The organism is Janthinobacterium foliorum, assembly GCF_978021625.1.
In genome coordinates this window covers 1-20,598 of sequence record NZ_CDXDQE010000004.1, presented here as the reverse complement: position 1 = coordinate 20,598, position 20,598 = coordinate 1, and the positions used below count along the sequence as shown (strand labels likewise).

Below are 20,598 nucleotides of genomic sequence, written 5' to 3'. Positions count from 1 at the left end.
TCAGGCTCCCATCACGCTGTTGAAGACGGCCAGCGTCTGCTGGCCCAGGCCGGCGATTTCTTCATCGTCGAGGATGTACGGCGGCATCAGGTAGACGGTGGAACCAATGGGGCGCATCAGCAGTTCATGCTCCAGCGCCGTGCTGAAGAAGCGGCGCGAGAAATCGGGCGCCGCGTCCACCGCATCGAAGGCCCAGATCATGCCCTGCTGCCTGAAGTTTTGTACCTGGTCATGCTGCGCCAGCGGCGCCAGCGCCTGCGTGATCTTGGCGGCGCGTTTGCGGTTGCTGGCCAGCACATCGTCTTCCTCGAAGATGGCCAGCGTCGCCAGCGCCGCGCGGCAGGCCAGCGGGTTGCCCGTGTACGAGTGCGAATGCAAAAAACCGCGGCGCACGTCGGTGCTGTAGAAGGCTTGATAGATGTCTTCGCGCGTCATCACCAGGGACAGGGGCAGGTAGCCGCCGCTGATGCCTTTCGACAGGCAGACGAAGTCGGGCCAGATGCCGGCCTGTTCGCACGCGAAGAAGGTGCCCGTGCGGCCGCAGCCGACGGCGATTTCATCGAGGATCAAGTGCACCTGGTAGCGGTCGCACAGGGCGCGCACCAGCGACAGGTACAGCGGATCGTGCATGGCCATGCCGGTGGCGCATTGCACCAGCGGTTCGATGATGATGGCGGCAATCTTGTCGGCCTTCTGCTGGAACAGCTGTTCCACTTCACAGGCGGCGCGGCGCGCCACATCCTGCGCTGTTTCGCCCTCGGCCGCCTGGCGGGAGTCGGGCGACATCACCGTCTGCGTTGCCCGCAGCAGCGGGCCGTAGGCGTCCTTGAACAGGGCTACGTCCGTGACGGCCAGGGCGCCGATGGTTTCGCCGTGGTAGCTGCCTTTCAGGCAGACGAATTCCTGTTTGTCACCCTTGCCGCTGTTGCGCCAGGCATGAAAACTCATTTTCAGGGCGATTTCCACGGCCGAGGCGCCGTCGGACGCATAAAAGCTGTGGCCAAGCACGCCGCCGGTCAGGGCGGAGAGCTTTTCCGACAGCTCGATGACGGGTTCGTGCGTGAAGCCGGCCAGCATGGCGTGTTCCAGGCGGTCCAGCTGGTCCTTCAGTTCCGCATTGATGCGCGGATTTGCATGGCCGAACAGGTTCACCCACCAGGAACTGATGGCGTCCAGGTAGCGTCGGCCTTCGTGGTCGTACAGCCAGGCGCCGCGGCCGTGGCTGACGGGGATCAATGGGACCGTCTCGTGGTGCTGCATTTGCGTGCACGGATGCCACACGCTGCGCAGACTGCGTTCGACCCAGCCCGATTGTTTCTCTGCTTTCAAAACTGCTCCAATGATATTCTTAGTCCATGCGCTTCAGACCATTAACTAGCCCATGAGCCAACTCGGCTTGCGCTTGTCGAGGAACGCTTGCACGCCTTCGCGGCCCTGTTCCGAAGCGCGGATCTGCGCGATGCGCTCGGCCGTGTCCAGCAGCAGCGCCTCGTCGACGGGTTGGCCAACGATCTCGCGCACCAGCGTTTTCGCTTGCGCCACGGCGTGCGGGCTGTTGCCCGTCAGCGCTTTGAGCACCTCGGCGGTTTTCGCGTCCAGTGCGTCTGCCTCGACTACCTCGTGGGCAAAGCCGATGCGCAGCGCCTCTTGCGCGGAGAAGCGCTCGGCGGTCAGGAAGTAGCGGCGCGCCGCGTTTTCGCCCATGGCCTTGATGACATACGGTGAAATAGTGGCGGGAATCAGTCCCAGCCGCACTTCGCTCAGGCAGAAATGCACGTCTTCCGCAGCCAGAATGATATCGCATGCGGCGACAAGCCCCATGCCGCCCGCATAACAGTCGCCCTGGATCTTCGCCACCACGGGCTTTGGGCACAGGTAGATGGTGCGCAGCATCTGCGCCAGCTGCAGCGCGTCGGCCTGGTTTTCGGCATGCGTGTAGCCTGCCATCTTCTTCATCCAGTTCAAGTCCGCGCCGGCGCAAAAGGCGGCGCCATTGGCCGCCAGCACGATGGCGCGCACCATGTCGCTGCGGCCCAGGCCTTCGAAGGCGCGCGCCAGTTCGGCGATCGTCGTCTCGTTGAAGGCATTGCGCACGTCGGGGCGGTTCAGGGTCACGGTGGCGACATTGCCCTCGATGACCAGCTTCAGGGTTTCAAATTCCATTGTCTTTTCTCCCTTTTCCGCTTACATGCGGAATACGCCGAACTTCGTGTCCGGGATTTCCGCGTTCAAGGCGGCCGACAGGCCCAGGCCCAGCACCATGCGGGTGTCGGCCGGGTCGATCACGCCGTCGTCCCACAGGCGCGCGGTGGCGTAATACGGGTGGCCCTGGTGTTCGTACTGCTCCTTGATCGGCTGCTTGAAGGCGGCTTCTTCGTCGGCGCTCCACTGCCCGCCCTTGCCTTCGATGCCGTCGCGCTTGACGGTGGCCAGCACGGACGCGGCCTGGTCGCCGCCCATGACGGAGATGCGCGCATTGGGCCACATCCACATGAAGCGGGGTGAAAACGCGCGGCCGCACATGCCGTAGTTGCCGGCGCCGAAGCTGCCGCCGATGATCACCGTGAATTTCGGCACGGCGGCCGTGGCCACGGCCGTGACCATCTTGGCGCCATTGCGGGCGATGCCCTCGTTTTCGTATTTGCGGCCCACCATGAAGCCGGTGATATTTTGCAGGAACACGAGCGGGATCTTGCGCTGGCAGCACAACTCGATGAAATGCGTGCCTTTCAAGGCCGATTCGGAGAACAAAATGCCGTTGTTGGCGATAATGCCCACCTTGACGCCATAGATGTGCGCGAAGCCGCAGATCAGGGTGGTGCCGTAGCGCGCCTTGAATTCGTCGAAATCGCTGCCGTCGACGATGCGCGCGATCACCTCCCGCACGTCGAACGGCTTGCGCGTATCGACGGGGATCACGCCATACAGTTCCTGCGTCGGGTATTTCGGTTCGACGGATGCGCGCAAGTCCATCTGCTGCGGTTTTTTGCGGTTCAGGTTCGAGACGATGGTGCGCGCCAGCGACAGGGCGTGCAGGTCGTTCTGCGCCAGGTGGTCGACCACGCCGGACAAACGCGTGTGCACGTCGCCACCGCCCAGGTCTTCGGCCATCACCACTTCGCCGGTGGCCGCTTTCACCAGCGGCGGGCCGCCGAGGAAAATCGTGCCCTGTTCCTTGACGATGATCGATTCGTCGCTCATGGCCGGCACGTAGGCGCCGCCGGCCGTGCAAGAACCCATCACCACGGCGATTTGCGGGATGCCCTTGGCCGACAGGTTCGCCTGGTTGTAGAAGATGCGGCCGAAATGGTCGCGGTCGGGGAAGACGTCGTCCTGGTTCGGCAGGTTGGCGCCGCCCGAATCGACCAGGTAAATGCAGGGCAGGTTGTTCTGGTCGGCGATTTCCTGGGCGCGCAAGTGCTTTTTCACCGTCATCGGGTAGTACGTGCCGCCCTTGACGGTGGCGTCATTACAGACGATTACGCATTCCTGGCCGGAGACCCGGCCGATACCGGTGATGATGCCGGCGGCGGGCGCCGCGTCAACGCCCTTGGCGTCCTGGTACATGGCGTAGGCCGCCATCTGGGAAAACTCGAGGAAGGGCGTGCCGGGATCGAGCAGCATCTGCACCCTGTCGCGCGGCAGCAGTTTTCCCCGCGCGACGTGCTTGGCGCAGGCAGCTTCGCCGCCGCCGGCCGCGATTTTTGCCACCTTGTCGCGCAGATCGTCGACGATGGCTTGCATGGCCGCGGCATTGGCCTTGAAATCTTCACTGCGCGGATTGAGTTTGCTTTCGATGTGCGGCATTGCGGTTCCTTTTTATTATCGCCCGGTCTCTCGGGTCGCGCTATTCGGGAAAACTGCCGTCGAGATAAAACCAGCGCAGGGCGCCATCGCCGCGGTTGTCCGCCTCGCGCACGAAGCGGCTCACTTCATGCAGGCGGTGCGCGCGGCCGTTGACCTTGTAGCGGGCCACGAATTCGACGCTGTCGCGGTTTGTCTCTCCGGCTTGATAGTCTGATTCTGCTTTACGTTGACGTAAACGTAAAGCAGATTTTACCTCAAGTCCCAGCCAGCGGATTTTTTCTTCTTCCGCAAATAAAGCATCGCCAGGACGGGTGCTGGGGTGCCAGGTGGCCAGCAGATACGCTTCATCGCGCAAGGTAAATGCCGTGTAGCGCGAGCGCATCAGGGTTTCGGCCGTGGGCGGCAAGGCGTCGCCCGCGATATACGGGCCGCAGCAGCTGGCGTAGGCGGCGCCGCCACAGGGGCAGGCGGCAGATTTGGAAGGTGTGGACATGCGCTGGCAACAAGGAGTGGAAAAGAGGGAACGGCAAAGTTCCGCAATTATCCGCCATATCGGCAGCGGCGCGTGCGCGCCGCCTTGGCCAGCTATATTTTCGGGCTGAGGAAGTCCAGCGCGAATGGCGGCGCCTTGCCGGCCATGAGGTCCGCCAGGATGCGCGCCGTGCCGGCCGCAAAGGTAAAGCCCAGCGGTCCGTGGCCCACGTTCAGCCACAGCTTGCCAACTTTGCTGGCGCCGACCAGCGGCGCGCTGTTCGGCGTGGCGGGCCGCAAGCCGGCCCAGGCCGTGGCCTGGTCGTAGTCGGCGCCGCGCGGCATGGCCTCGCGCGCCAGCCGCGTCAGGCCGGCGATGCGGTCCCAGTCGATGCTGTTATCGGCGCCCACCATGTCGACCATGGCGGCCACGCGCAGGTCGCCGCCGATGCGCGCGTACAGCACCTTGCGCTCGAAATCGGTGACGCTGATTTCGGGCGCCCGGTCCTGCGCGCGGATGGGCGCCGTCAGGCTGTAGCCTTTCAGCGGATACAGGGGCAGGTAGATGCCCGCCGTGGCGGCCAGGTCGCGGCTCTGGATGCCGGCCGCCAGCACATAATGATCTGCCTGCAACAGGCCCAGGCTGGTGTCGACGCCCGTGATCTTGCCACGGTGCGTGACAAGGCTGCGCGCCTCGCCCTTCAGCAGCAGTGAGCAGTTCGGGTGCTGCAGCAGGCGCGCTTCGAGGGCCAGGCAAAAGGCGTGGCAATCGGCCACCGCTTCGCCGGGCGTAAAGATGCCGCCCGCCAGGGAACCCTGCAGGGCTGCCAGCGCCGGTTCGCGCTGCACGGCTTCCGCTGGCGACAGCACGAGGCGCGCTTCTTCCGATTCGGGGCGGGCCACGGCGCGCTGGAAGATCGCGGGCGAACGGTAGACGATGAGCTTGCCCGCATCGCGCCAGGCATACGCCTCGGGCGCCACGGTCAATTCCAGCTGGGCCATGCCGGCGCGGCTCAGTTCGCCCAATTCCAGCAGCTTGGCCGTCGTGCGGGCATTGCTGGCGCTGTTGCAGTTGCGCAGGAAACTGGCCAGCCAGCGCCATTGGCGCCAGTCGGCCTCGGGACGGAAGCGCAGCGGGCCATCTTTCTGCAGCAGCCATTGCAGGGCTTTCAGGGGCACGCCGGCGTCCGCCAGCGGCGCCACATAGCGATAGCTGAGCTGGCCGCCATTGCGGTAGCTGGCGGCGATCGCCACTTGTTCATTGCGTTCCAGTACAGTGACCTTGTAGCCGGCCTCGGCCAGCCACCAGGCCGATGTCAGACCGACGATGCCGCCGCCGATGATGATGACTTGTTGCTGCATGTAGCCTCGCTGCGTTGCGCTCCCATGGTGCGGGAGCATTCGGAAAGAGCTTAGAGGCTGGCCGTTCAGGGAGCCAATGAAACATCATGGTGCAGCCATAACTTTCAGGAATGCACCATTTCAATGCAAGGACTGAGTGTAGTCAATCGCACCACGGTACAAGGTGGTGAGGATCAACTCCTCGCTGCGCCCCATGGCGGAATACGTGCCAGGATAGCGCTCCGGGTCGCTGCCCGTGCCGCCCGCCAGCATGACCATGCCGTTCCTGTTCTTGAAATCGAGCACGAAGGCGGACACCAGGCCGTATGCCTCGCCCAGATGCCCCACGGCGGGGAAGCTGGCGCCCTCGACCAGGCGGTTGCCCTGCCCCGCCACGGCGTCGAATTGCTGGTTGCCCAGGCCCCAGGCGCGGTACAGGCCCCGTTCGCTGTTGCCATTGCCGCCGTCGGGCGCCAGTTGCCATTGCCGGCCAAACATCAGGGCGATGCTGGATGCTTGCAATAGTTGCTTGCCCTGGTAGCGCCCGCCGTCGAGCAGCATCTGCATGACCTTGCCCAGGCCGGCGGCGGACATGCGCAAGCCGCCCGTGGGGCTGAAGACGGTGGCGTTGCTGCCGATCACATACCGGTCGAGGCCGGCCGGCGCGGCGGGGGGATGCGCAGAAAAATCGTCGACTTGCGCGATCCACGGCCCGTGCGGCTGCCACACTTCCGTTTCCAGCGTGCGCTTGCGGTACAGGGTTGCCGTGTTCGCCACGTCTGCCGCCGGGAAGGCCGCCTGGTGATAGCCGCCGCGCAAGTCCATGGGATCGAGCAGCAGGCGCCGCATCAGCAGGTCGAAGCGCTCGCCCGTGACTTGTTCCATCACCGTGCCGATCACGCCCCAGTTCAGGTTGGCATACGTGAAGTAGCGGCCCGGCGCCGCGTCCGCGTCCCACATGAGGTCGCCGCCGGCCGTAAACACGTCGCGCAAGCTGCGCTCCGGTCCCCAGGCGTAGCCGCCCGCATCGCGCAGCGAGGAAGTATGGCTGAGCAGGCTGCGCAGGGTCAGGGGTTGCTGGGGAAAGTGCGGGTTGCGCAGGGAAAATCCCAGGTAAATACTGACATCCTGGTCCAGGCTCAGCTTGCCCTGCTCCACCAGCACCATCAGGCCCACGGTGGTCATCATCTTGGAAACCGAGGCGATGCGGTACAGGGTGGCCGGCGTCGCCGGCAAGTTGCCGGCTGGCGTGGCGCCCAGGTGGCGGTAGCCAAACTGCTGCGCATACGACACCTTGCCGTGGCGGATGGCCAGCACGGACAGGCTGGCCAGCGGGTGCGCCGGATCGTCGACGATGGCGGACAGGGCCGCATCGAGCGCGCGCTGCCCTGCGTTGGGCGCGGCCTTGTCGGCGCCACCACCGGGCGGTGCCGCCAGCGCGCTCCACGTCGTGCCCAGCAGCAGCAAGCCCAGCAAGCCCGTCATCTTATTGCTCATGCTATCCCTGTCGTACGGTGGATGGAATTGCCAGCATAGGGGGGGAAAGTGTCCAAGGCCAATGAAAATTGCTTATTTATCTATAATGCAAAGCTATACGTACGGTAAAACATTGTTTTTTTAAGTGTATAACCGTTATTTATGGTCATTTTCCATTTATTCATGGGCGGACGGGATACGCGCAGGCGCCATCGCTATTACACTAGGAGGACAAGGAGAACTGTATGAGCCAGACCAGCGTAGAACTCAAGGTCGATTTAAATGACAATTCGCCTTTATATATGCAGATCGCCCGCAAGCTGAGCGATGACGTACGCAACGGCCGCTACCAGGTAGACCAGGCCCTGCCATCCGAACGTACCCTGTCCGAATTGCTCGACGTATCGCGCGTGACTGCCCGCAAGGCCATCGACCAGCTGGTCGAGCAAGGCCTCGTCGTGCGCCGCCGTGGCTCGGGCAACTATATTGCCCCGCGCATCGAGCAGCCGCTGTCGAACCTGTCGAGCTTTTCCGAGCAGCTGCAGCAGCGCGGCTACCGTCCCGGTTCGCGCTGGCTCAAGCGCGATGTCGTCATCGCCAGCAGCGATGAACAGCTGAGCCTGGGCTTGGCCCAGAATACGAAAGTGGCGCGCCTCGAGCGTTTGCGCCTGGCCGACGACGTGGTGATGGCGTATGAAGTGAGCGTGCTGCCGTTCAGCGTGGTGTCGGATCCGGGCGCCGTGGGCGACTCGCTGTACGCATACCTGAGCAACATCAAGAAGGCCCCCGTGCGCGCCTTGCAGCACATTCGCGCCATGAATGCGACGGCCGAGCTGGCCAAGCAGCTGGGCATCCCCGATGGCCAGGCCGTGCTGTTCATCACGCGCATCGCCTACCTGGAGTCGGGCGAGGCCGTGGAACTGACGCATTCGTATTGCCGCAGCGATCATTACGATTTCGTGGCCGAAATGCGCCGCTCCCCCAGTCAGCTGTAAACGCCGCGCGTGCCTCCCTGACGAGTCGGCATTGCTCTGCGCGCCGCAGTGCGGCGCCGCGACCCGACCCGCCAGGAAACCGCCCGCTACTGTTCGATCAGGCGGATCATGGATTCCGCCACGCCAACGGACGATTCCCAGCTCATGCCGGTCACCAGCCGGCCATCGACCTCGACGTGACTCTTGCCGTTGGCGCCGTGCCGGAATATGCCGCCATGGCGCTTGATGCTGGCTTCTGCCGAAAAGGGATAAGCCTTGTAGACCGCCGATTCCCTGTTGAGAAACGCATCGGGGAACGAGGTGAGCACCTTGCCCTGGATGAGGTACGTACCGTCACCGAGCTTCAGATTCTTGATGCCCTCGGTGCCATGGCAGATAGCCGCGATCACCCCGCCCTGTTGTTCGTAGATACGCAAGGCGATGTCCTGCAGCGGCTTGTTTTCCGGGATGCCGACGATGGCCGCGCCGCCGCCGACAAAAGCCATGCCTGCATACTCGTCCGCCCTGACTTCGGCGACGGGCTTGGTATGGGCCAGTGCCCACATGAAATCACTGTCGTACAGATGCTTCTTGAGCAGCTCGTCCGACGTGACGATCATTTCCAGGGGAATGGCGCCCCCCTCGGGACTGACGAAGTCGACGGCATACCCTGCCTTGCGAAAGGCATCATAGGTATACGCCAGTTCGGGAAAATTATTGCCTGCATTAACCTTTGTACCGGGATATTGATGCACATTCGACACCACCAGCAGCACCTTGCGTGCCTGGCGCGGGGCGGCTGGCTCGCGGTGGGCCGACTTGCTGACGATCTTCCAGTTGCCGGCGATCTTTTTCAACAGAAAGACATCCACATAGCGGACGCCTTGTGCGGGAATGTGGATCTCGGCCTTGGCGGTGGCCACCTTGCCGCTCACATCCACCTTGATCAGCCGCCCGTGGCGCCCATTGAATTGCGCTATTTTCTCTTGGGAAAAGAGTTTGGCGTATTCCGGACCGCTCAACTCCCATTCCGCATCGTTTTTACCGTCCAGGTAAAGGCGTGAGCTTGCATGGAAGGCCTGGTTGATCTCATCCTGTACGTTGAAGCTGGTGCCATGCATATATAAGCGCACGGTCTCGCGGATGGCCTTTTCGTCCTGGTCTGCGGTTGCGGCGGTGCCGGCGGCGGTGATGCTTAACAAGCAACAGGCGAGTACCGTTCGCAATAAAATCTGAATCATGGCTTTACCTTGAATGAAGAATGACGTTTATCGGAGCAACGATCGATGCAGATCGCTGGTGCTCGATAATTTATCGACATGCAGGGGATTTGATGTCGCCAAACGTGATTTCAGACTCCGGAATGGCGATTCCGGAGAGGTGTTACGCGGAAATAGCCTTGGCCGCCGGGCTGGATTGGGCCCGGAAGCTGGCGGGCGTCTGCCCAGCCACTTTCTTGAAGGTCGAATAGAAGGTGGAACTGGAGTTGAACCCGCAGCGCTCGGCAACGATATCCAGGTTCAGTTGCGGCTCGTCCGTCAATACCTGTTGCGCTTCGGCGATACGGTATGCGTTGACGTAGGTGTTGAAGCTCTTGCCCAGCTTGTCATTCAGCACCTGCGACACCTGCGCCTGCGTGCATCCCGCCCGCTTGGCCAGTTGGGCCAGGGTCAGGTTCGGATTCAGATAGGATTTCTGCCCGGTCATCAGTTGTTCCAGCGCCACGAGCACGGCAAGCGCATCCTCGTGCGCCAGCCGGCTATGCCGGTACTTCTGCTGCGGGTCGGCGGGCGCCAGGATTTCCTTCCGCAGCAGAAAGACCATGACGGCGACATGCAGCGAGAAGGTGAATGACAAGGCGCCGACGATATACGAAGTGAACGGCGTGCTGGCGTATGCCGTCAGCATGATGCAGCTGCCGGCAAAGACGCTCAGCATCAGCATGGTGCTGGTTGCCATCCGATGACCGTCGTTCAGCCATGCGCGGCGGGTTTGCCAGAGCAATCTGGCGGTCGCCAGCAGGTAGCAGAGCCAGAACACATGAATTGCATGACTCGACAGATTCCACGCAGCACGATACGCGGTATACGGAAAGGCAATGCCAATGCCGATCAACAGGAAGCACAAGCCGAGATGGCGGCGCCATTCGGTTCCTGCAGGCGTTTGCGTGAGCCCGGCCAGGAAAGCACGGACATAGAGATAGGTCAGGGGACCGATCAGCAGGCAGGCCGAGAGGCCCAGCTGGCGGAATTCGAGTGCGATCGTGGGGTTGAAGAAGAGAAAGGCGGACTTGGCGGTACGCACGCCGACGGCAAGCAGCAATGCACCCAGCATGCAGTCGGCGAGGCAGCGAGGGCGGCGGCTGAAAAAATAGACGGCCAGGAAAATTCCGTTGATGGCGCCGAGGGCGCTAAACAGGAACAGCAATTGGCGAGCGATCATGGGCGTGTCGTTGAGTATGGCGTCGAACGCAGTATAGACACAAATAGGTGTGAAACCTGGCTATGGGGGCTGAATTAACAGTTGCATGGGCAATTGCCGTCAAGCACCCGCGTTGCGGCTCGCCGGCAATGGCGCGTAGCTCCACCACGTCCCTGCGCCAGCCATAAACTCCCGTTATGCCCGCCCGCCATCCTTTCATGGCTGATCTTGCATATCGGTATTAAACTGGTTTCATCTTCAACCATGTTCGAGATCATGTTGAAAACTGAAACCCCGAGCCGGCGGCATCCGGATCTGGATATGTATCCGGTGGAGCAACTGGTGGCGGCGCTGGTCGATGACCAGTTCTGGGCCGTCGAGGCCGTCCGGCTGGCGTCGCCCGACATTGCCGCTGCCATCACGGCCGCCCTGCCCCGCATCGCCGCCGGTGGCCGCCTGCTGTACGTGGGTGCCGGCACGTCGGGACGCCTGGGCGTGCTCGACAGTGTTGAACTGAATCCCACGTTTTCCTGGCCGCCCGAGCGGGCCGTGGCCATCTTGGCCGGCGGCGCAGGCGCCATGTTTACGGCCGTCGAAGGGGCGGAAGATGATTTATCGCAAGGCGAGCAGGATTTGCTGGCCCTGTTGCCGCAAAAAAACGATGTCGTGATCCTGCTGGCCGCCTCCGGCGCCACGCCGTATGTGCTGGGCGCCCTGCTGGGGGCGCGCAAGGCGGGTGCCTTGACGATCGGCATCGCCAACAATGTGGACGCCCCCGTGGCGCACGAGGCGCAATGCGGCATCGTGCTCGACACGGGCACGGAAGTCATTTCCGGCAGCACGCGCCTGAAGGCGGGCACGGCGCAAAAAATCACCCTGAACACGATTTCCAGCGCCCTGATGGTCGGTTTGCATAAAACCTACGGAAACTTGATGGTAGACTTGAAGCCGACCAACGCCAAGCTGATCTGGCGTGCGGTGCGTCTGACCATGCATGCCACCGGCGCCACCGAGGCGCAGGCCAGGAGCGTGCTGGAGCAATGCCAATTTCACGTCAAGGTGGCGATCGTTGCCTTGATAAAAAAAATCAACACAAACCAGGCACAGGCATTGTTGGCCAGAGCGGACGGCAGTGTGCGGGCGGCACTGGCGGCTTGATCCGATGGCGCGACATTCTTCTGTCTGGGCAACAACGAAGGATGTATGGAGCTTGTGAAACAAACCGCCCCGGCGCGCGCGAATAAGCCGTCAAATAAGCCGTGGCTGTGGATCCCCTCCCTGTATTTCGGGCAGGGCATCCCGTACGTCGTGGTCATGACCTTGTCCGTGATTATGTACAAGAACTACGGTTTTTCCAATACGGATATCGCGCTGTATACCAGCTGGCTGTACTTGCCGTGGGTCATCAAGCCCCTGTGGTCGCCCTTCATCGACATGTACCGCACCAAGCGCTTCTGGATCGTCGGCTTGCAGCTGGTGATCGGCGCCGCGCTGGCGCTGGTGGCCTTGACGACTTCCCTGCCCCATTTTTTCCAGATCAGCCTGGCCATTTTCTGGCTGATGGCCTTTAGTTCCGCCACGCATGATATCGCCGCCGACGGTTTTTACATGCTGGGCCTGGAACAGCACCAGCAGGCGGCGTTCGTCGGCGTGCGCAGCACGTTTTATCGCCTGGCGATGATCGCCGGCCAGGGCGGCCTCGTGTATCTGGCCGGCTATTTGACGCATGCGACGGGCAATGTGCAGCTGGCCTGGTCCGTCGTGCTGGGCATTTTGGCGGGCTTGTTCATCGCCCTCTTCCTGTACCACTATTTTATTCTGCCGCAACCGCAGGACGACCGTCCCAGTATCCAGGGCGCAGGTATTTCCCCATTGCAGGAATTCGTCGCCACCTTTGCCGCGTTTTTCAAAAAGAAGGATATTTTCGTCATCCTCGGCTTTTTGCTGCTGTTCCGCCTGGGCGAAGCGCAACTGTTAAAGCTGGCCGCGCCCTTCCTGCTCGACCCCGTCGCCAAGGGCGGCCTGGGCCTCAGCACGGAACAGGTGGGCCTGGTCTACGGCACCATCGGCGTCATCGCCCTGACCCTGGGCGGCTTGCTGGGCGGTTACATCATCTCCCGTTTCGGCTTGAAACGCTGCCTGTGGGTCATGGTGCTCTCCGTTCACCTGCCCGATCTGGTGTTTGTCTACCTGGCCACGGCCTTGCCCAGCAATATCTATGTGATCGCGGGAGGTATTGCGCTTGAGCAATTTGGCTATGGCTTCGGTTTCGCTTCGTACATGTTGTACATGATCATGGTGTCCGATGGCGCGCATAAAACGGCCCACTACGCCATCTGCACGGGCTTCATGGCCCTGGGCATGATGTTGCCGGGCATGGCCAGCGGCTGGATCCAGCAGCTGCTCGGCTACCAGCACTTTTTCATCTGGGTCTGCATCGCCACGATTCCCGCTTTCATCATGGCCGCCCTCGTCAAGATCGATCCGGAGTTCGGCAAGAAGGCCGAGGCCTGATTCTTTTGCAGTGTGCGCCCGCAAGGAATGCGGGCGCACAGTAAAATGCCCGCACCGATAGACCTGCGCTCCACCACTGCAAGGAATTGTTTTGTTGTCTACTTTCAAGAAACGCCTGGGCGCCACGGCTGGCGTGCTGGCCGCGCTGGCCACCGCCACATTGCTCAGCAGTTGCACCAGCACCAAGATGCCTCCCGCAGTGACGCCGGGCGAAACAGTCTTGCCGGCCGTGCCGCCCGTGCAGCACATCACGGGCGAAGTGCCGCCGCCGGCGCCGCGCGAATTCCGCGCCGCCTGGGTCTCGACGGTGGCGAATATCGACTGGCCCAGCCGCAACAATTTGCCGGTGGCCAAGCAACAAGCGGAAGCCATCGCCATTCTGGACCGGGCCAAGTCCCTGAATCTGAACGCGATCGTGCTGCAGGTGCGCCCCAGCGCCGACACGATTTACCCGTCGCAACTGGAGCCGTGGTCGGAATATCTGACGGGCAAGCAAGGCCAGCCGCCGTTGCCCCTGTATGACCCGCTGGCCTTCTGGGTGGCGCAGGCGCATGCGCGGGGACTGGAATTGCACGCCTGGTTCAATCCCTACCGTGCCCGCCATGCCACTGCCAAGTCGCCGCTGGCGCGCGACAGTTTCGCCTCCACCAACCCGGCAGCCGTCAAGCAATATGGGCGCTATCTGTGGATGGACCCGGGCGAAGCGGCCGCCTCGAAACACACGACGGACGTGGTGCTGGACGTGGTGCGCCGCTACGACATCGACGGCGTGCACATCGACGATTACTTTTATCCATATCCGATCGACGCGCCCGGTGCCGGCGCGGGCGCGGAAACGGCCGCGCTGGATGCGGGCAATGGCGGCGCCAAGCGCGAATTGCCGTTCCCTGACGAGCCTTCCTGGCAGCAATACCTGCTGGCGGGCGGCCAGCTCGACCGCCCGTCCTGGCGCCGCCAGAACGTCAACCAGCTGATCGAAGCCTTGTATACAGGCATCCACCGCGAGAAGAGCTGGGTGCGCTTCGGCATCAGCCCGTTCGGCATCGGCCGTCCGGACCGCCGCCCTGTCGGCATCGTCGGCTTCAGCCAGTACGATAAATTGTATGCGGATGCGGAACTGTGGCTGGCCAAGGGCTGGCTCGATTACCTGTCGCCGCAACTGTACTGGCCCGTGGCGCAGGCGCCGCAAGCGTTTGGCGTGCTGCTCGATTACTGGCTGGCGCAAAATCCGTATGGCCGCCACGTGTGGCCTGGCCTGTACACGAGCCGCATCGACAATTCCGCCAAGTCCTTCACGCCGCAAGAGATCATCAAGCAGGTGGAAGTGACGCGCACGCGCCCCGGCGCGAATGGACAAGTGCATTTCAGCATGGTGCCCCTGATGCAGAACCGCAAGGGCATCAGCGACCAGCTCAAGGCCACCGTGTATCAAAGCCCTGCCCTGATTCCCGCCACGCCGTGGCTGGGCAAGGAAGCGCCCGGCACGCCGGCGGTGGCCACGCGCCGCGATTCCACCAGCCTGAACCTGAAATTGACGGCGGGCGGCGGCAAGCCCGTGGCGCAATATGCCATCTGGGCCCGCTATGGTGAAGACTGGCGCTTTACCGTGGTGACGGGCGTGCAGGGCGAACTGACCCTGGTCGACGATGCCACAGGTAAAGTCAACGCGGTGGTGGTCAGTGCCGTGGACCGGCTAGGCAACGAAAGCGCGCGCGTCACCGTGCGGGCACCGTTTGCGGCCGCTGCCAGGTAGTCGCTGAAGGTTCACCAGTAGTCCATAACCTGCAGGCATGAAACATGCGCAAGCTTTCATGCCTGCAAGCCCTGCTTGGCTTTACACTCATGCCATGATTTCCTTCCCTACAGCCAAGAATGCGCTGCCCATGCTGGGCCTGGGCATCGATGCGGGCGGCACGCAGACGCGCTGGGCTTTGGCCAGTGCAGATGGCGCCATCGTGGCGGATGGCGCCGTGGAAGGCTTGTCTGCCTTGCAAATGGGCAGTGAGTCTGGCCGCGCGGCCGTGCATGCCACGTTCACCCGGCTGTGCCAGGCCGTGCTGGCCGTCGGCCAGCCCCGTGCCGTGGTGGCGGGCTTGACGGGCTTTGGCGGCGACGATGCCGTTCTGGCGCATACCCTTGCCGCGCTGCTGGCGCTGGACGCGGCAGACGTCAGCATCGGCAATGACATTGAAATCGCCTATCGCGACAGTTTTGCACCGGGCCAGGGTTATCTGGTCTACGCGGGCACGGGCTCGATTGCCGCCTGGATCGATGCCGACGGCGAGTTTCACCGCGCGGGCGGGCGCGGCGTGTTGCTCGACGATGGCGGCGGCGGCTACTGGATCGCCCGCGAAGCCTTGCGCCAGATCTGGCGCCGGGAAGACGAGGCGCCCGGCAGCTGGCAGGCGTCGCCCATGGCCCAGGCCGTGTTTGCGCAACTGGGCGGCAGTGACTGGTCGCTGTCGCGCGCCTTCATGTATGGCGAGGATCGCGGTACCATCGGTCGTCTGGCGCTGGCCGTGGCCGCCAGCGCCGACATTGACCCGCTAGCGCTGGACATCTTGCAGCGCGCGGGCCAGGAACTGGCGCGCCTGGCCCTGGCCTTGACGGCGCGTCATGGCCCGCGTCCCGTGGTGCTGGCGGGCCGCGCGGCACAGTTGCATCCGGTCATCGCGTCAGCCATGCGCGCCGCTTTGCCTGCATCGTTGACAATGGAGCAAAAAGTTGCCCGGCCACATGAGGCGGCCGCCCGGCAAGCGGCGAAGGCGGTTGCCACGGCAGCCAGCCAGGGTACCGGCCTCGCCTGAACATTTTATTAACCCGAACACGGATCTCTCATGAAAAAAATCGCCCTCGCCCTGCTGGTGGCCCTGCTTTCCGCTTGTACCACGCCCGCGCCGCATCTCGACCATAGCTTGAGCGCGCGCAGCCAGAGCCCGCGCGTAAAATTCATCGTCATCCATTACACGGTCAGCGACCTGCCCCGGTCGATCAAGATCCTCACGGAACAAGTAGTCAGCAGTCATTATTTGCTGACGGACACGGATAAGCCGAAGTTTTACGTGCTGGTCGATGAATCGCGCCAGGCCAATCACGCGGGTGTGAGCAACTGGAAGACTTATACACAGCTGAACGTCAGCTCGATCGGCATCGAGATCGTCAACCCGGGTTTCAAGGACACGCCGGAAGGCCGTATCTGGTATCCGTTTTCGCAGGCGCAGATCGATGAGCTGATCCCCCTGCTGAAAGATATCCAGGCGCGTTACAACATTGCACCGGAAAATATCCTGGGCCACAACGAAATCGCGCCGCAGCGCAAGCAGGACCCGGGACCGCTGTTCCCATGGCGCCAGCTGGCCGATGCGGGCCTGATCGTCTGGCCCGATGCCAACCGGGTCGCCGCGCAACGCGCCATTTTTGACCAGCAAGTGCCGGACGCCGTCTGGTTCCAGAAGAAGCTGGCCCAGCACGGTTATGCGACGCCGAATACGGGCGTGTTCGATGAAGCGACGCGCAATGTGCTGATCGCCTTCCAGATGAAATACCGCAACAAGTTGTTCGACGGCACGCCGGATGGCGAAACGGCGGCCTTGCTGGAAGTACTGACGACGCCGGCGCCCGCGGTCCCCGCTGTTGTTGCAAAGTAGCACGGCCTTTCCAGTCCATGACTTTTTCTTATATGCTGAACGCTGACGGCCAAGGCGGCCACGGCAAGGTAAAGGAATAGCTCATGCGGCTGCGTCATATCGAAGTATTTCACGCCATCATGCAAGTTGGCACCATCAGCGGCGCCGCCCAGGTGCTGCATATCTCGCAACCGGCCGTGACCAAGGTCTTGCAGCATTGCGAGTTGCAACTGGGCATGCCGCTGTTCGAACGCGTGCGGGGCAAGCTGTACCCGAAGCCCGAAGCGCACCGGCTGTTTGTCGAGACGGAAAAGCTCAACCGCGATTTATTGGGCATCCGCCGTCTGGCGGCCAGCCTGAAGGGGCACGCGGTGGAAACCATTCGCCTGGTCTCCACGCCGACTATCGCCATCAGCGTCTTGCCGTTCGCCATGACGCAATGGCGGCACGACTTTCCCCACACGCGCTGCCAGCTGGCTACCCATCACACGGGCGAGATCGTCAATGCCCTGCGCCTGGGTGAAGCGGATCTGGCCGTTTCCCTGCAAGATCCGCGTCACCCGGGCATCGTGGCCGAACCGATCGCCCAAGGCGTCATGACGGTGATCGCCCCCGCAGGCACTTGGCATGCCGCCGCCTGTGGCACGCCGTTGACGGCGCATGGCCTGTCTGGCGAGTTGATCGGCCATGCCGACAATGATCCGCTGGGCGAACTGGTGGTCGCCGCCTGCGAAGCGCAGGATATCCACCCCGTCTTTTCCACCGTGGTGCAAACCTATCAAATCGCCCGTTCCTTGGTGGAAGCGGGCGCGGGCATGGCCGTGGTCGATCCCTTTACGGCCGCATCCGGCTCGCCCGAACGCCTGCAGCGCCGGCCATGGGCGCCCACGATCCCCATCCAACTGTATTTATTGACGGCCAGCCACTCGCCGTTGTCGCATGGCGCGCGGCGCCTGGCTGACAGCATCGGCGTGGCGGCACGTAATTGCCTGGAAAGAGGAGTCTGATGTCTGTTGCAAGTCTGCAATTGGAAGCGGTGAGCAGTGACCCGCAATTTCGCCACCTGAGCAGCGTCGATGGCATCGCCGTCGATTTGCGTTATGCCACGCCCGATAATTTCGTCGGACGCGATTTATACAGTCCCATCGATTGCGCCTGGCTGCACCGCGATGCGGCCGCCGCGCTGGAGCAGGCCGTGGCGTGGCTGGCCGAGCGACGGCCTGATCATCACCTGCTGGTACTCGACGCCTTGCGCCCGCAACGGGTGCAGCAGCAATTGTGGGATGCGCTGCAGGGAACGGAATTGCTCGGCTATATCGCGGAACCGTCGCGCGGCTCCATCCACTCGTTCGGCATGGCGCTCGACATCACCATCGTCGGGCCGGACGGGCAGGAACTGGACATGGGCACGGGTTTTGATGACCTGAGTGAGCGCTCGCACCCGGCGCTGGAGCTGGCCATGCTGGAAAAGGGGGAGATTACGGAGCAGCACATCGAGCATCGCCGCCTGTTGCGCGGCGCCATGTTCCAGGCGGGCTTTTTTGGCATCAACAGCGAATGGTGGCATTTCGATTGCGGCGACCGGGTGCTGGTGCGCCAGACCTACACCCGGGTACTTTGATTAAAAGACTTTCAATCCCTTCAGCATCACGATCAGGATCAGCACGGGCGAGACGAAGCGCAGCAGGAACAGCAGCACATGCGCCAGGGCTGTGTTTTGCAACTGGCCGTGATTGCTGATCGCGTCAATGAAATGCTGCTTGCCCCAGGCCCAGCCAGTAAACAAGGCAATCGCGATGCCGCCCACGGGCAGGAAGATATTCGATGACACAAAATCGAACAGATCAAACATGTTCAAATTGAATAGCCTGAAGTCCGCCAGGGTACTGTTGCTCAGGGCGCACACGGAACCGAGCAGGGCCAGCAGCAGCATGGTCACGATGGCGGCCTTGGTGCGTGTCCAGCCGAAGCGCTCATGGAAAATCACCACGGGCACTTCCATCAGGGACAGCATCGCGCCCGTGGCGGCCACGGCGGCCAGGATGAAGAACACCACCATCAGCGCTTGTCCCATGGGAATTTGAGAGAACACGGCGGGAATTGTGATGAACACGAGCGACGGTCCCGCGCTGGGCGCGAAGCCAAACGTGAACACGGCGGGGAAGATGGCGATGCCGGCCAGCATGGATACACCCAGGTCGGCCGCCATTACGCGCAAGGTGGTGACGGGGATATTCTGGTCGTCGCGGAAATAGCTACCGTAGGTCATCATCGTACCCATACCGACGGACAATTTAAAGAAGGCCAGTCCCATGGCCGTCAGCACGACGGACGCCGTCAGCTTGGAAAAATCAGGACGGAACAGAAAGGCCAGGCCTTCGCCCGCCTTGTCCAGCGACAGGCTGACCGCACAGAGCATTAGCAGCAACAGGAACAGCAGCGGCATGAGTTTCTTGGCGATCGCCTCAATGCCCTTGGTCACGCCCAGCATCAATATGCCGCCAATAAACAGCAGCACGCCCCATTGCCACAGCAGCGATTGCAAAGGATTGCTGATCAGCGAGGCGAAGGCTGCCTCTGTCACCAGCTTGTCGCTGCTGAGGATGGAGCCATCGATGGCCTTGGCGATATAGGCAAACACCCAGCCCACCACTTCCGAATAGAAGGCGACGATCAGGAAGGCGGCGACCATGCCGATGAAGCCGACCAGCCACCATGGCTTGCCCTTGGGCGCCAGTTGTTCCATGGTCGAGATGGGATTGACCTTGGCGCGGCGCCCCAGGGTGATTTCCGCGATCATCACGGGCAGTCCTACTAATAGAGTCGCCAGCAGATAGATGAGCAGGAAGCCGGCACCGCCATTGGCGCCCGTCAGGTAGGGGAACTTCCAGATATTGCCGAGACCGACTGCGGAACCGAGGGTGGCGGCGAGCACGCCGAAGCCAGTGGTAAAGCCAGCTCGTTTCAGGGTCAGGCCTGATCCTTGAGCTTGTTGTTTCATGGTGAATCTTCTATGGATGGGCGCGAATTTGCGGTGAGGGGGCGAAATTGTAGCAGTTAGCCGCAAAACCCCCGGAAAAGCCTTGCTTCCGCTGGGGCGCTTTGCTATAGTTCGCCTCCCCAATGAGACGCAGTCAAATGCGGCACTTGAGGATCACCGGAAACGGTGATGTAGCAAAAAAGAAGGTGTTGACGGATTTAGCGAAATGCTTCATACTCTTCCTTCTTCGCAGCTGACAAACACAACGCTTTGTCGATAGCGCGAAAGCAGTAACCGAATACAGTTCTTTAACAATTAACAGTCGATAAGTGTGGACATTTGAGGCAAGTGCAGCGCCGATCTTCGGATTGGCGTCATACTTAAAATATCAAATGTTCACAAGAAATAATGAAATAGGATACTTCTTCGGAAGTAGCCTGTCAGTTTTTTGAGTGAGCAAATCTTTTGCAATGCAAAAGATTTGGATGGTAGTGATACTGTCCGACCTGTCAGAAATGACATTAAACAGAGATTAAACTGAAGAGTTTGATCCTGGCTCAGATTGAACGCTGGCGGCATGCCTTACACATGCAAGTCGAACGGCAGCACGGAGCTTGCTCTGGTGGCGAGTGGCGAACGGGTGAGTAATATATCGGAACGTACCCTAGAGTGGGGGATAACGTAGCGAAAGTTACGCTAATACCGCATACGATCTAAGGATGAAAGTGGGGGATCGCAAGACCTCATGCTCGTGGAGCGGCCGATATCTGATTAGCTAGTTGGTAGGGTAAAAGCCTACCAAGGCATCGATCAGTAGCTGGTCTGAGAGGACGACCAGCCACACTGGAACTGAGACACGGTCCAGACTCCTACGGGAGGCAGCAGTGGGGAATTTTGGACAATGGGCGAAAGCCTGATCCAGCAATGCCGCGTGAGTGAAGAAGGCCTTCGGGTTGTAAAGCTCTTTTGTCAGGGAAGAAACGGTGAG

17 protein-coding genes and 1 rRNA gene are annotated in these 20,598 nt (G+C 61.9%); 9 read left to right on the top strand and 9 right to left on the bottom strand.

Annotated features, from left to right (window positions below; translation table 11 throughout):
• The 6 genes from bioA to ACZ92H_RS10320 form a co-directional block, all read right to left on the bottom strand.
• On the bottom strand, positions 1-1,329 hold the full coding sequence (gene bioA / locus ACZ92H_RS10345) for an adenosylmethionine--8-amino-7-oxononanoate transaminase (RefSeq protein ID WP_465049266.1): 1,329 nt from the start codon (positions 1,327-1,329) through the stop codon (positions 1-3).
• A gap of 45 nt (positions 1,330-1,374) precedes the next feature.
• Complete coding sequence (locus tag ACZ92H_RS10340; RefSeq protein ID WP_131375029.1) at positions 1,375-2,163, bottom strand: enoyl-CoA hydratase/isomerase family protein; 789 nt, start codon at positions 2,161-2,163, stop codon at positions 1,375-1,377.
• A gap of 21 nt (positions 2,164-2,184) precedes the next feature.
• The gene (locus tag ACZ92H_RS10335; protein ID WP_465049265.1) at positions 2,185-3,807 is read right to left on the bottom strand and encodes a carboxyl transferase domain-containing protein; all 1,623 of its coding nucleotides are present in this window, start codon (positions 3,805-3,807) and stop codon (positions 2,185-2,187) included.
• 40 nt (positions 3,808-3,847) lie between these two features.
• Positions 3,848-4,300, bottom strand: coding sequence for a YchJ family protein (locus tag ACZ92H_RS10330; RefSeq protein ID WP_465049264.1), 453 nt, complete (start codon positions 4,298-4,300; stop codon positions 3,848-3,850).
• Between the two features lie 92 nt (positions 4,301-4,392).
• Positions 4,393-5,679: a D-amino acid dehydrogenase gene (locus ACZ92H_RS10325; RefSeq protein ID WP_465049261.1), complete on the bottom strand. Its 1,287-nt coding sequence runs from the start codon at positions 5,677-5,679 to the stop codon at positions 4,393-4,395.
• Positions 5,680-5,760: 81 nt separating this feature from the next.
• Positions 5,761-7,116 carry a serine hydrolase domain-containing protein gene (locus ACZ92H_RS10320; protein ID WP_465049259.1) on the bottom strand — a complete coding sequence of 452 codons (1,356 nt, stop codon included), beginning with the start codon at positions 7,114-7,116 and terminating at the stop codon, positions 5,761-5,763.
• Positions 7,117-7,340: 224 nt separating this feature from the next.
• On the opposite strand from ACZ92H_RS10320, the gene ACZ92H_RS10315 reads away from it, so the two are divergent.
• Positions 7,341-8,090, top strand: a complete 750-nt coding sequence (locus tag ACZ92H_RS10315; protein ID WP_131375038.1) for a GntR family transcriptional regulator — start codon at positions 7,341-7,343, stop codon at positions 8,088-8,090.
• An 86-nt stretch (positions 8,091-8,176) separates the two neighbouring features.
• Here ACZ92H_RS10315 and ACZ92H_RS10310 read toward each other — a convergent pair whose 3' ends face one another.
• Positions 8,177-9,310 (bottom strand): nuclear transport factor 2 family protein, encoded by a 1,134-nt coding sequence (locus tag ACZ92H_RS10310; RefSeq protein WP_465049258.1) that lies wholly within the window; start codon positions 9,308-9,310, stop codon positions 8,177-8,179.
• 142 nt (positions 9,311-9,452) lie between these two features.
• Complete coding sequence (locus ACZ92H_RS10305) at positions 9,453-10,511, bottom strand: helix-turn-helix transcriptional regulator (protein WP_465049257.1); 1,059 nt, start codon at positions 10,509-10,511, stop codon at positions 9,453-9,455.
• Between the two features lie 255 nt (positions 10,512-10,766).
• Between ACZ92H_RS10305 and ACZ92H_RS10300 the strand changes: the two genes are divergently transcribed.
• The 7 genes from ACZ92H_RS10300 to ACZ92H_RS10270 all read left to right on the top strand — a co-directional run bounded on the left by ACZ92H_RS10300 (position 10,767) and on the right by ACZ92H_RS10270 (position 18,251).
• On the top strand, positions 10,767-11,648 hold the full coding sequence (locus ACZ92H_RS10300; protein WP_465049256.1) for an N-acetylmuramic acid 6-phosphate etherase: 882 nt from the start codon (positions 10,767-10,769) through the stop codon (positions 11,646-11,648).
• 45 nt (positions 11,649-11,693) lie between these two features.
• Positions 11,694-13,004: an MFS transporter gene (locus ACZ92H_RS10295; protein WP_465049255.1), complete on the top strand. Its 1,311-nt coding sequence runs from the start codon at positions 11,694-11,696 to the stop codon at positions 13,002-13,004.
• Between the two features lie 91 nt (positions 13,005-13,095).
• Entirely contained in the window at positions 13,096-14,757 is a 1,662-nt protein-coding gene (locus ACZ92H_RS10290) for a glycoside hydrolase family 10-like protein (protein ID WP_465049254.1), read from the top strand.
• 94 nt (positions 14,758-14,851) lie between these two features.
• Positions 14,852-15,811 (top strand): N-acetylglucosamine kinase, encoded by a 960-nt coding sequence (locus tag ACZ92H_RS10285; RefSeq protein WP_465049253.1) that lies wholly within the window; start codon positions 14,852-14,854, stop codon positions 15,809-15,811.
• A gap of 30 nt (positions 15,812-15,841) precedes the next feature.
• The gene (locus ACZ92H_RS10280) at positions 15,842-16,651 is read left to right on the top strand and encodes an N-acetylmuramoyl-L-alanine amidase (RefSeq protein ID WP_131375052.1); all 810 of its coding nucleotides are present in this window, start codon (positions 15,842-15,844) and stop codon (positions 16,649-16,651) included.
• 83 nt (positions 16,652-16,734) lie between these two features.
• Positions 16,735-17,637, top strand: coding sequence for a LysR family transcriptional regulator (locus ACZ92H_RS10275; protein WP_131375054.1), 903 nt, complete (start codon positions 16,735-16,737; stop codon positions 17,635-17,637).
• The gene (locus ACZ92H_RS10270; RefSeq protein ID WP_131375055.1) at positions 17,637-18,251 is read left to right on the top strand and encodes a M15 family metallopeptidase; all 615 of its coding nucleotides are present in this window, start codon (positions 17,637-17,639) and stop codon (positions 18,249-18,251) included. Before ACZ92H_RS10275 ends, ACZ92H_RS10270 begins: the two co-directional genes overlap by 1 nt.
• Here the strand turns inward: ACZ92H_RS10270 and ACZ92H_RS10265 are convergent, their stop codons facing one another.
• A complete protein-coding gene (locus tag ACZ92H_RS10265) occupies positions 18,252-19,631 on the bottom strand; it encodes a sodium-dependent transporter (protein WP_465049252.1) in 1,380 nt (459 codons plus the stop codon).
• Between the two features lie 513 nt (positions 19,632-20,144).
• Between ACZ92H_RS10265 and ACZ92H_RS10260 the strand changes: the two genes are divergently transcribed.
• A 16S ribosomal RNA gene (locus ACZ92H_RS10260) occupies positions 20,145-20,598 on the top strand; the annotation flags it as partial.